Genomic DNA, 15117 nt, shown 5'->3' on the forward strand with positions numbered 1-15117 from the left:
TCGTCAGCCGCCTCCCATCTCTGTATCAGGCGGCTGTCTTTATGGCGTCCGCATTGACAGCCGCGTCGGCGATGCCGGTCAGGTCTTCGTCGGTCTGGGCTTCTTCCTGAAGGGTCTCGTCCAGCAGGGCGGCGGCGTCCTTCAGGCCCAGGACATTGGCCCAGCGCTTCAGGGTGCCGTAGCGGGTGATCTCATAGTGCTCCACCGCCTGGGCGGCGGCCAGCAGGCCGGCGTCGAGGGCCGGGTTGTCCTTGTATTCCTCCATGATCTCGTCGCCCTCGGCCAGAATGCCCTCGATGGCGTCGCAGGTCTTGCCGCGGGGGGCCTTGCCGATGATTTCGAACACCTGTTGCAGGCGTTCGACCTGACCTTCGGTCTGGTCCTTGTGCTTTTCGAAGGCCGCCTTCAGCTCGGGCGACTGAGCGGCGCGGGCCATCTTGGGCAGGGACTTCAGGATCTTGCGCTCGGCGTAATAGATGTCCTTGAGCGTGTCGTGGAACAGGGTGTCGAGGGTCTTCTCGGCCATGGTCGTGTCTCGCAATGGTGATGGGGCGCGGGGGGCGCACCCCATCACAAGCGATCAGGCCGGCTTATGTTCCTGTGTCCGAATCCGGGCCTAGGCGGCGGTCGCCCGCTTCAGATCCGGCGGGGTCGCCTCGTCGGTCAGGATGCGAATGGCCTCCTCCACCGTCACCACCGTCTGCTCTTGCGAGCCCAGACGGCGGATGGCGACCATGCCTTCTTCGGCCTCCTTGCGGCCGACGACGGCGATGACCGGCACCTTGCCGACCGAGTGTTCACGGACCTTATAGCCGACCTTCTCGTTGCGCAGGTCGATTTCGGTGCGCAGGCCGGCGGCCTTGAACTTGGCCATCACATCGCGGGCGTAATCGTCGGCGTCCGAGGTGATGGTGGCCACCACCGCCTGGGTCGGAGCCAGCCACAGCGGGAAGGCGCCGGCGTAGTTCTCGATCATGATGCCGATGAAGCGCTCGAACGACCCCAGGATCGCCCGGTGCAGCATGACCGGCCGGTGCTTCTGGCCGTCCTCGGCGATGTACGTGGCGTTCAGACGTTCGGGCAGGACGTAGTCCAGCTGGATCGTGCCGCAGGTCCACTCGCGGCCGATGGCGTCCTTGACGATGAAGTCCAGCTTGGGCGCATAGAAGGCGCCGTCGCCCTCGGTCACGACCGGCTCTGTTCCGGCGGCGCGGGCGGCCTCGGCCATCAGGGTTTCGGCCTTGTCCCAGAACTCGTCCGTGCCGGCGCGGTTCTCGGGCCGGGTGCCCAGGCTGATATAGGCCGTCTCCATGCCGAGATCGGCGTGGACGCTGCGGGCCAGTTTGATGAACTCGGCCGTCTCCTCGACGATCTGGTCTTCGCGGCAGAAGATGTGGGCGTCGTCCTGGGTGAAGCCGCGCACGCGCATCAGGCCGTGCAGCGATCCCGACGGCTCATAGCGGTGGCAGGCGCCGAACTCGGCCATACGCAGGGGCAGTTCGCGATAGGACCGCTGGCCCTGGTCGAAGATCTGGACGTGGCCGGGACAGTTCATCGGCTTGAGGGACAACTCCTCGCCCTCGACCGTCTCGCAGACGAACATGTTCGGACGGTACTTGTCCCAGTGACCGCTCTGCTCCCAGAATTTGCGGTCCAGAACCTGGGGCGTCTTGACCTCGACATAGCCGGCGGCGTCAAGGCGGCGGCGCATATAGGCCTCGAGCACGCGCCACAGCACCCAGCCCTTCGGGTGCCAGAAGACCATGCCCCGGCCCTCTTCCTGCATATGGAAGAGCTCCATGGCCTTGCCGACCTTGCGGTGGTCGCGCTTTTCGGCCTCTTCCAGACGCTGCAAATGCGCGTCCAGATCCTCCTTGGTCGCCCAGGCGGTGCCGTAGATGCGTTGCAGCTGCTCGCGCTTGGAATCGCCCCGCCAATAGGCCCCGGCCAGCTTTGTCAGTTTGAACGCCTTGCCGACGTGGCGCGTCGAGGGGAAGTGCGGGCCCCGGCACAGGTCGATCCAGTCGCCCTGTTTGTATAGGGTGATGGTCTCGGTTCCCGGCAGGTCGCGGATCAGCTCGGCCTTGAACTTCTCGCCGCGCGCCTCGAAGAATTGGATGGCGTCGTCCCGCTCCCACACCTCGCGTTCGAACTTGGCGTCGCGATCCACGATCCGGCCCATCTCCTTTTCGATGGCGGCGAAGTCGTCGGTCGAGAAGGGCTCTTCGCGGTAGAAGTCGTAGTAGAAACCGTCCTCGATCGCCGGGCCGATCGTGACCTGGGTGCCAGGGAACAGGGTCTGGACGGCCTCGGCCAGGACGTGGGCGGTGTCGTGGCGGATCGTATAGAGGGCGGCGGGGTCGTCGCGCATGATCAGGCGGAAGTCGCCGCCCGTCTCCAGCACCCGGCCCATGTCGCGCTGCTCGCCGTTCAGTTCGGCCAGCACGGCCTTCTTCGCCAGCGACGGCGAGATGGAGGTCGCGACGTCGCGCGCCGTAGAGCCGGCCGGGTATTGGCGCACCGCGCCATCGGGGAATTTCAAGTCGATCATGGCTTCGTCTTTACTGGCGGAACCGGGTCGTATCCCGACCCGCCGAAGGGATGGCATTTACAGAGCCTGCGCACGGTGAGCCATCCCCCCTTTACCGGTCCGTGCTGGAGCAGGGCGTCGCGCCCGTAATCCGAACAGGTCGGCAGGAAGCGGCACTGCTGGCCGATCAGGGGGGACAGCGTCAGCTTGTAGCCCCGATGGGCCGCGCGCACGCCGCGTTCATAGAGAGACATCACGTCCCTTCGCCGGGGGCTTGAGAGGTTCGCCGCGCTTATCCCCTGTTGCAGCAGGGGGATCAACCGGTCGTGCCCGTCAGGCCGCGCCGGCGAGACGAGTTCGGGCGGCGAGGGCCTCGTTCATCGCCTCCAGCGTCGCCTCCAGCGAGACCAGGGTCGAGGCGTGGCGGGCGGGGTAGTCGGCGACCTGTTTCAGCAGGCGCAAATCCTCGAACCGGCCGACGGGGCCGTCGCTGCCGGATTTCAGCATGGCGATCATGGCGTCGCGGGCGTCCTTGAGATCATCGACCGACGCGCCGATCACAGACTGACCCAGCACCCCGGCGGCGGCCTGGCCGAGCGCGCAGGCTTTTACGTCCTGGGCGAAGTCGGCGATGCGGCCGTCGTCGTCCAGCGTCACATCGACCGTCGCGCGCGACCCGCACAGTTTCGCCACCCGCTCGCCGGTGCCTTGAGGAGCTGGCAGACGCCCCGAATGCGGCAGGTTCGCCGCCAGAGACAGGATGCGCGCGCTGTAGAGGTCGTCGATCATGGGGCGAAGATAGGCGCTCAGTCCTCCCCCGTGAAGCGCAGCGTAATGGGGGAGGATTCAAAGTGTCAGGACGAGACGCCCATCGGATCGGACTTCCAGATCCGCATCCGCATAGCCCGCCAGTGTAGGATGATCGGTTTCCAGCGGATGGGTCCAGGCGGCGGTGACGACCAGCACGTCGGCGCCGGCCGCTTCACCCGCCTTGATCCCGGCCTCGGCGTCCTCGAACACCAGGCAGTCCGCGATGTCGAAGCCCAGGGTCGCGGCGGCCTTCAGATAGCCGGCCGGGTCGGGCTTGCCGCGTTCGACGTCTTCGGCGGTGATCATGACGGCGGGCGGGGTCACGCCTGCGGCCTTCAGACGGGCGCGCGCCAGCGGGACTGAAGCGGAGGTGACCACGGCCCAGCGGTCGGGCGGCAGGCGTTTGACGAAGTCGATGGCGCCGGCGATGGGGGCGACGCCTTCCACGTCCTCGATCTCGCCGCGCTCGACCCAGGCGACCTCGGCGTCCAGGTCGATATCGGGCAGGTTCTGGCGACGAATGGTGTCGATGGCGCGGACACCGTGGATGGTGGGGATGAAGGCGGCGACATCCAGCCCGTGGCGCGCGGCCCAGCGGGTCCAGACGCGCTCGGCGGCCAGGGTCGAGGTGATCAGGGTGCCGTCCATGTCGAACAGGAAGGCCTGATAGGCGTGGGACGCGGGGAAGGCGGTCATGGTCTCATCCACCATGCGGGCGGTCAGACCGCAACGGGCGGATCAGCTGCCTTGCAGCGAATTCCAGGTGCGGGCGGTGTCGGTCGCGGGCGACGGATTTGCCGCGCCGCCGCCGGACGTCGCAGCGCCCCCTGTGCTGCGCGAACGCAGCCATTGCAGATTCTGCTCGGCCTGTTCGGGCGGCAGTTCGCGGCGCAGGATCTGTTCGGCCTCGCCCATCTTGCCTTGAAGGCCCAGCACCATGGCCAGGTTCTGGCGCACCTTGGCCGAGGCGGTCGGCTGGACCACGGCGCGGCGCAGCAGGGTCTCGGCGCCCGGCGCATCGCCATGCGTCAGGGCGGCGGTGGCGGCGTTGGTCAGGACATCGGGGTTGTCGGGCGACAGGGCCAGGGCCTGGTTCCAGGCGGCGCGCGCGTCGTCGGTGCGACGCACCTGCTCATAGGCCACGCCCAGAAGGGAATAGGGGCGCCAATCGCGTGGCGCCAGGTCGCGCGCCTGCTCCAGCGGCGCGACGCCGTAAAAGGCTTGGCCGCGCGCGATGTGGGCGCGGCCCAGCTCCAGCAGGGCGTCCAGATTGTTGGGCTGGATCGTCAGGGTCGCCTGCGCGGCCTCGGCCGCCTGATCGTAGCGGCCCAGCTCTCGCAGGGCCTGGGCCAGTTTCACGCCCGCCACGGCGTCGGTCGGATCGGCCTGCTGCTCCGAGGCCCAGAAGACCGAGCGCGACAGGGCGTCCATCCGGTCATAGGTGGCCCGCACCGCAGCGGACGACGGCGCGCGAGCCTGGGCTGCGGACGCCGCCGTCGGATCAGCCGCCAGCGTCGGCGTGCCGGACAGGGCGATCAGGGCGACGGTTGCGAGAAGGGCGGGCATGCGCGACATGGGTCAGGTCCAGACGGTCCTAGAGGTCTCGCCTCTAGAATCGCCGGTTCGCGTCAACCGATGGTTAACTTCGTTTCGAGGGCCTCATGTCCGTCTCGCATCCCCTGCTGGTTTCCGCCCAAGACGGCGACGGCGCCATCCCGATCCGCTTCATTCAGGCGGGCGGCGTGCTGGAGGGTGCGGCCCGCCGCTGGGGCGATCGGCATGGGTTCGAAGGCAAGCCGGGCCAGCTGTTGGTCGTGCCGGACGCGGACGGCGAGATCGGCCAGGTGGTTGTCGGCGTGGGCGCGACCTTCGACCCGATGAGCGTGCGAGGGCTGTCGGCGCGACTGCCGGGCGGTCTGTATCGGCTCGAGGTCGCCGCGCAGGACGCGGAACTGGCGACCCTGGCCTTCCTACTGGGGGCCTATGTCTTCGACCGCTACAAGGCCCGGCCGGACCGGACGCCCGTGCGGCTGGTCGCGCCGGCCGGGGTGGATGTCGCCGAAATCTCGCGCATCGCCGCCGCCTGCGCCCTGGCGCGCGAAATGGTCGATACGCCCGCCGCCGACATGGGGCCGTTGCAGATCGAAACCATCGCCCGCGAGATCGCAGAGAGCACCGGCGCCGAGATCACCATCACGACCGGCGACGCCCTGCTGGAAGACAACTATCCGGCCGTCCACGCCGTGGGGCGCGCCGCCGCCCCGCACCGGGCGCCGCGCCTGATCGAGATCGGCTGGAAGCTGGACCGAACCGACGTGCCGCTGGTCGCCCTGGTCGGCAAGGGGGTGGTGTTCGACACCGGCGGCCTGGACCTGAAGCCCGCCGCCGGAATGCGCAATATGAAGAAGGATATGGGCGGCTCGGCCCATGCCTTGGCCTTGGGGCGTTTGGTGATGCAGGCCGACCTGCCCGTGCGGTTGGTGGTCATCGTCGCGGCGGTCGAGAACGCCGTGTCGGCCGACGCCTTCCGGCCCGGCGACATCCTGAACAGCCGCAAGGGGCTGACCATCGAGATCGGCAATACGGACGCCGAAGGCCGGCTGATCCTAGCCGACGCCCTGACACGGGCAGGCGAGCACCAACCCGACCTGACGCTGGACTTCGCGACCCTGACCGGCGCCGCGCGGATCGCCCTGGGCCCGGAGCTGCCGCCGCTTTATACTGACGACGAAGGTCTGGCCGCCGGGCTGCTTGCTGCGGCGGGTCAGGTGCGCGATCCCCTGTGGCGGATGCCGCTGTGGCCCGGCTATCGCGGCGCGCTGGACGCCGAGATCGCGGATCTCCGGAACGACCCGGCCGGCTGGGCCCAGGCCGGCTCGGTGACGGCCGCCCTGTTCCTGCAAAAGTTCGCCCCGACCACCGGGGCCTGGGCGCACATGGACATCTTCGCCTGGAACCCCCGCGCCCGCCCCGGCCATCCGGAAGGCGGCGAGGCCCAGGCGCTGAGAGCCTGCTTCCAATATCTCAGAACGCGGTTCTGTTGATTTTCTTTCGCAAAAGCGTCCCGCGTTAACGGCCCCTAAGCCATCGGGGGATAAGGCTGTGGGTTCAGCAATGCGAGTTCACGTTGACCGACGTCCTCGACCTTCTTCCGCCCGGCGATCGACTCGTTCGCCCTGAACTCGCCGAACAGGCGTTGGAAGGGCTGGTGCGCGCAGACGCCTATCGGGCGACCGAGGCCATGCATTGTCGTGTCGCCGTGGCCGACATCCTGTCGGACGCCGACGGTCGGATCGACCAGCTGCTGCATGGCGAGATCTTCGACGTCCTTGATCGTTCGAACGGACGAGCCTGGGGCCGGGCGCGTCGAGACGGCGTCGTCGGCTGGGTCGTCCTGGACAGTCTGTCGGCCGGCGCGCCGCTGGCGACGCACTGGATCGCCGGCGTGGATGCCGCCCTGCCGCTGAACGCTTTGGTGGTCGAGACGACGGATGTGGCTGAGGCTGATCTGAAACCCATGGGCGCGTTCGAGACGGATCTGGTCGCGGTGGCCGAGCGGCTGCTCGGCCGTCCGCATGAGTTGGGCGCGCGGTCTTCGATCTCCACCGACTGTTCCGGCCTGGTGCAGCAGGCCCTTCTGGCATGCGGCCTGCCCGGTCCCCGCCGGTCGGACGCGCAGGCCCTGCTGGGTCGAGCGGTGTTTTTGTCGGACCTTAAGCGCGGCGATATCGTCGTCTGGCTGGCGCCGAACGACGATCAGGACTGGACGGGCCATTCGGCGCTGATGCTGGATGGCGAACGCATCATTCACGCGACGGGCGGCAAGGGCGTGGTGATCGAGACCCTGGCCGAGGTCGAGGCGCGTCTGGTCGCCGAGGGTTTCGCGACCGCCGTCTTCCGTCGGCTCTAGTCCCGCAAGGTCCGCATCGCGCCCAGCCGGGCGAAAGCCAGCGTCAGCGCCTTGCGGCGGGCGGGCGCCAAGCCGATCACCGGCGCGTCTCGCACGACCGCCCCGCCGAAACCGTCTGCAACGATCAGGCCCGGTTCTTCGGGCAGGATGTCCTGCGGAAACTCGGGCGCGACGGCGAAGAAGAAGGCGTCGCAGAACGGCCCGTACTCATGCCATTTGCGGTCGACGCGATAGTCCTCGACGCCCGACTTGACCTCGCAGATGGCGATGTCGCCCTTGCGCCCGATCGCCATGACATCGGCGCGGCGACCGTTGGGCAGGCAGACTTCCAGGAGTGGCGCATAGCCCATGTCCATCATCAGCCGCGCCGCGCCGCGCGTCACCGAAAGCGTGGTCTCGGGGCGGCTGAAGACGAGTTCGAGATGGGCGACGGCGGACATGCCGACAGCTTATGTTCTGCCTACGTTCCTATCGCAAGCGGCGCCTTAGAGGCCGGTTCGGACCAAATCGCTTGTGCTGAAGCCCAGGGCACGAACGTGAGCTAGAATTTGGTCGCGTTCGGCCTGAGATGCATTCTGATCGCGATGCCAGACCCACCAATTCGACTTGTCAGGAAGACCCATGATAGCCCAGCTGTAGTCCGGTGCGTGATCCCAGACGCGATAGCTGTCGCCCGCCAAACGGCCTACGCTGATGCCATTCCGGCTGAACGTGAACTTGGCGTTGGTGGACGTGTTGGTGACGCGGGCGTTCCTGCGCAGTGTTTCAACACCGCCGTCGTCGCTTCTGGTGCATCTGACGGCCATAGAATATCGATCGTCGCCAAAGCTCGGGTTGAAGTCGATCTGTTTGCGACTGCAGTCCTTCTGGACGTCGTTCTGACTGCGTTCGATCTCGAACCAACGCCCGTCGAACCGACCTAGATCGACGCTTTGCGACTGGGCGAACGCGGTGGCGGGAATGAGTGACAAGACCGCGGAGGCGGCGATCAGGCTGGCGCGTATCATCGACATATCCTCGTTCAGTTTGAGCGAGTAGCCTAGCGTACATACTGGTGGTTGTCGCCAACAATTATGCGCTCAGTACACACGCAACACTTATATGCGGATGGATCGTGTGAGGTCTTGAGCGCTGCGGCAGACTGCTCTCATCGCAAGCGGCGCCTTAGAGGCCGGTGTGGACCAGTCGGCCGGTGCTGAAACCCAGGGCGCGGACGCGGCTCAGAATGCGGTCGCGCTCAGCCTGCGAGGCATTCTGGTTGCGGTGCCAGATCCACCAGTTCGACTTGTCCGGCAGACCCATGATGGCCCAGCGGTAGTCCGGGGCATGGTCGTAGACCCAGTAGTTCTGGCCCGCCAAGCCGCCGAAGCTGAGCAAGCCGGTCAGGCTGAACCGGAACTTCGCATTGGTCGTGGTGTCGGTGACGCGGGCGTTGGCGCGCAGCGTCTCGACCTTGCCATCGGCGCGCCGGACGCAGGTGACGGTGATGGCGTAGCGGTCGGCCGCGCCCTGCGGCGTAAAATCGATCTGCGCCCGGCTGCAGTCCTTCTGGACATTGTTGTGATTGCGCTCGATCTCGAACCACCGGCCGTCGAAGCGGTTCAGATCGACGTTCGACGCCTGGGCGAAGGCCATTGACGGAAAGGCTGCGAGGGCGACGGAGGCGGCGATCAGGCTAGCGCGGAACATGGGCGTATCCTCGTTCAGTTTGGAAGGGATACGATGCGACGACGCGTTCGGTTGTCGGTCAGCGATTCAGACGAGTCCGATTGATCGCCCATTCGTCGCGCGTCTGACCCCACAGATCGATGGCGATGTCTTGGAGGGGTTCGGGCAGGACGCCCGGTCCGCGATTGCGCGAACCCAACCGTCTCGCGACCGCCGCCGAGGGCAGGTTCTCGGGCGCGATGCAGTGGATCACGTCGTCCCACCCTAGCACGTCGAAGGCGTAGTCCATCGTGGCTGCGGCCGCTTCGACGGCATAACCCTTGCCGGTGGCGTCGCGATGCAGGCTCCAGCCCACCTCGCGGCCGGGCCAGCCATAGGGGTGCAGCGGCCCGATGCGGCCGATCCATTGGCCGGTCTCCTTTTCCAAGATGGAGAACATGCCCTCTCCCGTCAGGGCCCACATGCCCGCGATGGTGCAGATCAGGCGCCAGACCTGGGGCGCGGGTTGGACGCCGCCGATGAAGCGGGCGGTCTCGGGATCGGTCATGAACGCGGCCCAGCGCGGAAAGTCCTCAACCGCCGGCGGACGCAGGATCAGTCGTTCCGTCTCCAGCGTCGGCCCCAAGGTCACATGGGGCGGCACGGTGTACGCGGCCGTGATCACAGCAGATACTCCCGCTCCAGTTCGTAATGGCTGCCGCTGTCGGTCAGGACGCTGGAATACAGGCCGAAGCGATCAATGCGGATCGGCGGTGAATGCAGCAGATTGTGCCCCGACACCCAGGCGCCGAGCCGGTCGGGATTGGTCTGGGTCTTCAGGTAGGCCAGGGTCACATGCGGTTTGTAGGCGCGCGCCTCCATGCCGATCCCGGCGCGTTCTCCGGCAGCCTTGCAGCGCCCGGCCAGAACCGACAGGCGCTCATTAGGCGTTTCGACCCCGGCCCACAGCGTATGGCTGCGGTGGTCGTCGCCGAAACAGCCGACGCCCTTCAGCGCGATCTCGAACGGGCCGCCCGTCACGCGCGTCAGCTCCGACGCCAAATCGTCGGCGCGGCGTTCGTCGATCTCGCCATAGAAGGCGAGCGTAACGTGCAGGGCGTCCAGCGGCCGCCACCTTGCGCCGGGCAGGCCCGATTGCCGGCGTTTCATGGTCTCTGCGACGTCGGGCGGCAGGGTCAGGGCGGTGAACAGACGAAGCATGCGACCGAAGGTAGCGGCCGGAACACAAGCCTCCAAGTCCGGTTTTCCTTGCAGCGCGGGCCTCGGCTCACGATATTCAAAGCCTGTGACCGGAGAAGCCTCTCCGGCCAATCGGAGAAAGTTTGTCGCCATGAGCGATTTCAACAACGGTTACGCCCGTCCTCTGCCGCAGACGGCCGACATGTCCGTCGACGCCGGCCTGCGCAGCTTCATGCTGGGCGTCTACAACAAGCTGGCCCTGGGCCTCGTGGTCGCTGGCGCCCTGGCCTATGTCACCGGCAATGTGCCGGCGGTGCAGCAGTTGCTGTTCGTCCAGACGGCGGACGGCCGGATCGGCCTGACTGTGCTGGGCATGATCGTCCAGTTTTCGCCGCTGGTGATGCTGTTCGGCTCGATGTTCTTCATGAAGAACCCGACGGCCAAGGGCGTGAACATGCTCTACTGGGCCGTGGTCGCCACGATCGGCGCGGGCCTCGGCATCCTGTTCCTGCGCTACACGGGCGGTTCGCTGGCCACCACCTTCCTGGTCACGGCGGCGGCGTTCGGCGGTCTAAGCCTGGTGGGCTATACGACCAAGAAGGACCTGACCGGCATGGGCACCTTCCTGATCATGGGCGTGATCGGCCTGATCATCGCCTCGATCGTGAACATGTTCCTGCAGTCCGGGACCTTCTATCTGATCATCTCGGGCCTGGGCGTGCTGATCTTCTCGGGTCTGATCGCCTACGACACCCAGCGTCTGAAGATGACCTACTACGCCTTGGGCGGCGATCAGAACGCGATGGGCGTGGCCACGGGGTTCGGCGCTCTGAGCCTGTTCATCAACTTCGTGAACCTGTTCCAATTCCTGCTCGCCTTCATGGGCGGCAACCGGAACTGAGGTCTGTCGAAAGACGGATATGGAAAGGGCCCCTCGAGGGGCCCTTTTTTATCTCTCTCTGCATCCATTCGCACGCTCCACAGCCTCCTGCGTAAAACGGCGAGGCTGATGCATGATGTCTATGATGCGGCGTTTCGGGTGCGGCCTAGGGCTTGGGCTGCTCGTTCTGGCGGCGACAGGCCAGGTTCAGGCCCGAGTGGAGAGCTCTGCGGCCGAAATACGATTGCCTAACGGCGTCGGCGTCGTGGCGCCATCGGCCTGGTCCGTGCGACGAGAGGCGTCGTCAATCATTCTGGAAACGCCCGAGCCGGGTTCGTTTCTCATCTTTACGGACACCAGCGGCGGGGATGCGGATCACGCCGTAGCCGCAGCGTGGGCGGCTCACGACAAGACTGCTCTGCCACAGCTCTCTGTGCGAGATTTGCCTTTGCGCGATGGTTGGGCGCAGATCACAAGCTACGCCTATCGCGCTGAAGAAGGGCGAACAGCGTATGCGCGCGCCTATCGGGAGGGCGGCGACTGGACGGTCGTTCTTTACGATATGGATGACGAGACCGCTGAAAAGCGCGATTCCCAAATCGAGGTCGCGCTGGGTCGCCTCTTCCCCCAAGGCTATCGGCGCGAAAACTTCGCCGGGCGCCAGGCTCATCGCCTCGATGCAACGCGGGTCCAGGCGCTGACCGACTTCATCGAGACGGCCCGGGCCGACCTCGACATCCCGGGTGTCGCGCTAGGGCTCGTGCAGGACGGCGAGGTCGTGTTCCAAGGCGGGTTCGGGGTCCGTGAGATTGGACGGTCCGAAACCGTCGACGCCGACACCGCCTTCATGATCGGCTCGAACGGCAAGGCCCTGACGACCCTTCTGTTGGCGCGATTGGTTGAACGGGGACTGCTGGACTGGGACACGCCGGTGTCCTCAGTCTGGCCGGCCTTCAGGCTGGGCGACGCAGTCACCACGCGACAGGTCCGCGTTCGTCATCTGGTGTGCGCCTGCACTGGACTGCCGAGACAGGACTACCCGTGGATATTCCAAGGCGACGAAGCCCAGGCGGCGACCGTGCTTGACTGGCTGTCGGCGATGAAGCCGACCAGCGACTTCGGGGAACTCTATCAATATTCGAACCTGATGGCGGCGGCGGGTGGCTATCTGGCGGCTCACATCCTGCATCCGGAAATGGAGTTGGGCGCGGCCTACGATCTGGCCATGCAGGATGAGGTTTTCGGCCCATTGGATATGACGGAAACGACCTTCAACCAGGCGCGCGTGATGGCGGGCGACCATGCCTCGCCCCATGCGCTCGACATCGACGGCGTACAGCGGATCGCCGTGATGGGATTGAACGACGCCGGCGTCCCTTCTCGCCCGGATGGCGGGGAATGGAGCACCGTGCGCGACATGCTGCACTATGTGCAGATGGAACTGGCGCGAGGACGCTTGCCGGACGGACGGCGCTATATCGCCGAAGAGCCGCTTCTGGCGCGTCGCATTCCCCAAGTGGCGGAAGGCAGCGACGAATATTACGGCATGGGCCTGAAGATCGACGAAATCTGGGGTGTGCCCGTCGTTCATCACGGCGGAACCCAATACGGATATCGGGCGGACATGATCTGGCTGCCGGATCAGAACGTGGGCGCGGTCATCTTGATCAATTCCGATTCAGGGGCGGCGTTGCGGGCCGTGTTCCGTGGTCGCCTTCTGGAGGTGCTTTTCGACGGCGAACCGCGCGCCGCGGCGGACCTCGAAAACTATGCGCGCAGGTTCAAGGCCAGTCTGGGTGAAGGGCGTCGTTCGATGACAGCACCTGCCGATTCCCAGGCTGCGTCACGACTGGCCGATCGCTATGTCAGCAAGGATTTGGGGCCCCTCACTGTCCATCGGCAAGACGCGTCGACTGTGTTTGACTTCGGTGGTTGGCGCAGCGAGATGGCCAGCCAAACCGACGACAATGGCGCGACCTCGTTCGTGTCGATCACGCCCGGCGCGGACGGCTATGTCTTCGAAGAACGCGCCGGCCCCAACGGTCGACAACTCGTCACGCGGGAGGGATCGTTCGCCTATGTCTTCGACGAGGTGAAATGATCACTCCACCACCTGAAACCGGCGGCCGTCGAAGACCCGCAGCACCTGGGCCAGGTCGCGGCCGCGTTTCAGGATCTGGCCGCCTTCGCCGATGACGGCCCATTGCCCTTGGCGGGTCTGGAGGGCAGGTCGCTTTTCGATGCGGTAGAGCGGGGCGTCGCCGCTGCGGCGAAAGACGGCGAACTCGGCGAAATCCTTGTGCCCGACCATGGCGTAGTCGCGCCATTCGCCCTGCGCAACCATGCGGCCATAGACCCTGAGGATCGGATCCAATTCGCGACGGTCAAAGAAGACGGGGCCGGGCGCCGGCGTCGTGTCGTGAGGGTTCAGGCTCATGGGTTCAACTTAGGCCGCTGGCGGCCCGACGCCAGAGGCGGCCAGGAAATCGAAGCAGACACGAAATGGCCCCGTTTCGGTCCTTCGCCCGCCCGTATGCGCAACGAAATATCGATCATCGGCTCGTCGGAGTTCGGAAGCGTCCCGGATCCTGAACAGCCCCCCCAGCCCCCCTGGATGTTTCCAGTTTACGGGCTCCGGCGGCCGATGCTTCCTCCAAGCGAGCGCCCGCCCTGCCTTTCCCCTCCCCCTCCCTGGCAAGGCGGGCGTTTCGCTGTCTGGTGCCCGCCAAGCAGCGAAACGTTGGCTTCTGACCCGCCTAAAGCGCCAGGGTCAGGTTCAGGGTCTCTCCGTTTCTGAGCACGGTCGCCTCGACCGATCCCGACGCGCCCTGCAGCGCGGTCGCGGCCGCGCGAGCGTCCGCGACGGGCGCGCCTGCGATGGCTGTAATCACATCGCCGGCTGTCAGTTCGGCCTGGGCGGCGGGCGAGCCGGCCGCGACGGCCGTGACCTGGGCGCCGCCGTCCTGGTCTCGCAGCGTCGCCCCATAGGCCAGCACCGATTGGGCGCCGACGATCACGGGCTGATCAGCGGGCGTCTCGACCGCCAGCGACGTGGTCGCCTCGCGGCCGCCGCGCAGATAGGAGACGCTGAGATCCGAGCCCGGCGCGGCGATGCCGATGGTGGCGTTGACCGAGCCGGCGTTGGCGACGGGGCGGCCCTGGATTCGGGTGATGACGTCGTTATGGCGCAGACCCGCGCGTTCGGCCGGCGATCCCGGCGCGACATCGGCGACGACGGCCCCACGTACGATGCCCAGATGAAGTTCGCGCGCGCGTTCGGCGTTCAGCGAGCCGAAGATGGCCCCGGTCGCGCCGCGCTTGACCTCGCCGTTCTTCTTCAGCTGGTCGGCGACGTAGAGCATGATCCGCGTCGGCACGGCGAAGGCGATGCCGTCATTGCCGCCGCCGAGACCGCCTGACAGGATCGAGGTGTTGATGCCGATCAGCCGGCCCCGGCTATCGAGCAGCGGCCCGCCGGAGTTGCCCGAGTTCACGGCCGCGTCGGTCTGGATATAGTCCTCGACCGCATCGCCCAAGCCTGAGCGGTTCAGGCCCGAGATGACGCCCATGGTCAGGGTCTGATCCAGGCCCAGCGGATAGCCGACCGCGAAGGCCAGGTCGCCGGTGCGCAGGGTGTCGGAATCCACCGTCTGGACCTGTTTGAGGTTCAGCGGCCGACCGTCGGGCGTGATGCGCAGCACGGCGATGTCGGTCGCCTTGTCCGCCCCGACCAGCACGGCGTCGAACAGGCGGCCGTCCGTCAGATCGACGGTGAACTTACGCCCGCCCTCGACGACGTGATTGTTGGTGATCACCAGCCCCTCGGCCGCATCGACGATGACGCCGGAACCGGAGGCGTGGGGTTTGGGATCGGCCGCGTCCGAACTGGGACCGCGCGACTGGCCCAGGGTCGTGACCTGCACCACCGCCGGAAGCGAGCCCTCAAGCCCCGACGAGAAGCTGACGACCCCGCGCCGGGCGTCATACGGCAGGCCCGCCGCGCTCGACTGCGCCAGCACCGGCGTCGCTGAGGCCAGCAGGGCCAGGGCGACGGCCATGGAGGAGGCGGGCGAAAGGCGGATCGGCATGGGCATTTCCTTGATCGAGCGCCGACCCTAGACCGAGTTTTCACTTCTGACG

General features: G+C 66.6%; 17 protein-coding genes. 4 read left to right on the forward strand and 13 right to left on the reverse strand.

Annotated elements, in window-relative coordinates:
- Positions 1-25: 25 nt before the first annotated feature.
- The 6 genes from O2K97_RS02625 to O2K97_RS02650 form a co-directional block, all read right to left on the reverse strand.
- Entirely contained in the window at positions 26-526 is a 501-nt protein-coding gene (locus tag O2K97_RS02625) for a ferritin-like domain-containing protein (RefSeq protein ID WP_269220336.1), read from the reverse strand.
- A gap of 90 nt (positions 527-616) precedes the next feature.
- Positions 617-2551 carry a threonine--tRNA ligase gene (gene thrS, locus O2K97_RS02630; RefSeq protein WP_269220337.1) on the reverse strand — a complete coding sequence of 645 codons (1935 nt, stop codon included), beginning with the start codon at positions 2549-2551 and terminating at the stop codon, positions 617-619.
- Positions 2548-2784: a membrane protein insertion efficiency factor YidD gene (gene yidD / locus O2K97_RS02635; protein WP_269220338.1), complete on the reverse strand. Its 237-nt coding sequence runs from the start codon at positions 2782-2784 to the stop codon at positions 2548-2550. The genes thrS and yidD overlap by 4 nt, the downstream gene beginning before the upstream one ends.
- Positions 2785-2863: 79 nt before the next feature.
- Complete coding sequence (locus tag O2K97_RS02640) at positions 2864-3319, reverse strand: iron-sulfur cluster assembly scaffold protein (RefSeq protein WP_269220339.1); 456 nt, start codon at positions 3317-3319, stop codon at positions 2864-2866.
- A gap of 57 nt (positions 3320-3376) precedes the next feature.
- The gene (locus tag O2K97_RS02645) at positions 3377-4036 is read right to left on the reverse strand and encodes an HAD-IA family hydrolase (protein ID WP_269220340.1); all 660 of its coding nucleotides are present in this window, start codon (positions 4034-4036) and stop codon (positions 3377-3379) included.
- 42 nt (positions 4037-4078) lie between these two features.
- The gene (locus tag O2K97_RS02650) at positions 4079-4915 is read right to left on the reverse strand and encodes a tetratricopeptide repeat protein (protein ID WP_269220341.1); all 837 of its coding nucleotides are present in this window, start codon (positions 4913-4915) and stop codon (positions 4079-4081) included.
- 86 nt (positions 4916-5001) lie between these two features.
- Here O2K97_RS02650 and O2K97_RS02655 point away from each other — a divergent pair, with 86 nt between their 5' ends.
- Positions 5002-6384, forward strand: coding sequence for a leucyl aminopeptidase family protein (locus O2K97_RS02655; protein ID WP_269220342.1), 1383 nt, complete (start codon positions 5002-5004; stop codon positions 6382-6384).
- A gap of 83 nt (positions 6385-6467) precedes the next feature.
- Entirely contained in the window at positions 6468-7250 is a 783-nt protein-coding gene (locus O2K97_RS02660) for a C40 family peptidase (protein WP_269220343.1), read from the forward strand.
- Here O2K97_RS02660 and mmcB read toward each other — a convergent pair.
- The 5 genes from mmcB to thpR all read right to left on the reverse strand — a co-directional run bounded on the left by mmcB (position 7247) and on the right by thpR (position 10118).
- Complete coding sequence (gene mmcB, locus O2K97_RS02665; RefSeq protein ID WP_017506253.1) at positions 7247-7690, reverse strand: DNA repair putative endonuclease MmcB; 444 nt, start codon at positions 7688-7690, stop codon at positions 7247-7249. The two genes, O2K97_RS02660 and mmcB, sit on opposite strands and share 4 nt — an antisense overlap.
- Positions 7691-7735: 45 nt before the next feature.
- A complete protein-coding gene (locus tag O2K97_RS02670) occupies positions 7736-8257 on the reverse strand; it encodes a lipocalin family protein (protein ID WP_105625222.1) in 522 nt (173 codons plus the stop codon).
- A 157-nt stretch (positions 8258-8414) separates the two neighbouring features.
- Positions 8415-8939, reverse strand: a complete 525-nt coding sequence (locus O2K97_RS02675) for a lipocalin family protein (protein ID WP_269220344.1) — start codon at positions 8937-8939, stop codon at positions 8415-8417.
- Between the two features lie 58 nt (positions 8940-8997).
- The gene (locus O2K97_RS02680; RefSeq protein WP_269220345.1) at positions 8998-9582 is read right to left on the reverse strand and encodes a GNAT family N-acetyltransferase; all 585 of its coding nucleotides are present in this window, start codon (positions 9580-9582) and stop codon (positions 8998-9000) included.
- The gene (gene thpR, locus O2K97_RS02685; protein ID WP_269220346.1) at positions 9579-10118 is read right to left on the reverse strand and encodes an RNA 2',3'-cyclic phosphodiesterase; all 540 of its coding nucleotides are present in this window, start codon (positions 10116-10118) and stop codon (positions 9579-9581) included. The genes O2K97_RS02680 and thpR overlap by 4 nt, the downstream gene beginning before the upstream one ends.
- A 130-nt stretch (positions 10119-10248) precedes the next feature.
- Between thpR and O2K97_RS02690 the strand changes: the two genes are divergently transcribed.
- Entirely contained in the window at positions 10249-10998 is a 750-nt protein-coding gene (locus O2K97_RS02690) for a Bax inhibitor-1/YccA family protein (RefSeq protein ID WP_017506258.1), read from the forward strand.
- A gap of 427 nt (positions 10999-11425) precedes the next feature.
- Positions 11426-13078 (forward strand): serine hydrolase domain-containing protein, encoded by a 1653-nt coding sequence (locus tag O2K97_RS02695; RefSeq protein WP_269220347.1) that lies wholly within the window; start codon positions 11426-11428, stop codon positions 13076-13078.
- Here the strand turns inward: O2K97_RS02695 and O2K97_RS02700 are convergent, their stop codons facing one another.
- Both O2K97_RS02700 and O2K97_RS02705 read right to left on the reverse strand, forming a co-directional pair.
- Positions 13079-13414, reverse strand: a complete 336-nt coding sequence (locus O2K97_RS02700; RefSeq protein ID WP_184279866.1) for a DUF2794 domain-containing protein — start codon at positions 13412-13414, stop codon at positions 13079-13081.
- 319 nt (positions 13415-13733) lie between these two features.
- Positions 13734-15065 carry a trypsin-like peptidase domain-containing protein gene (locus O2K97_RS02705; RefSeq protein WP_269220348.1) on the reverse strand — a complete coding sequence of 444 codons (1332 nt, stop codon included), beginning with the start codon at positions 15063-15065 and terminating at the stop codon, positions 13734-13736.
- Positions 15066-15117: the final 52 nt, after the last annotated feature.

Origin of the sequence: Brevundimonas vesicularis (genome assembly GCF_027105095.1) — a bacterium.
GTDB classification, from domain to species: domain Bacteria; phylum Pseudomonadota; class Alphaproteobacteria; order Caulobacterales; family Caulobacteraceae; genus Brevundimonas; species Brevundimonas vesicularis_E.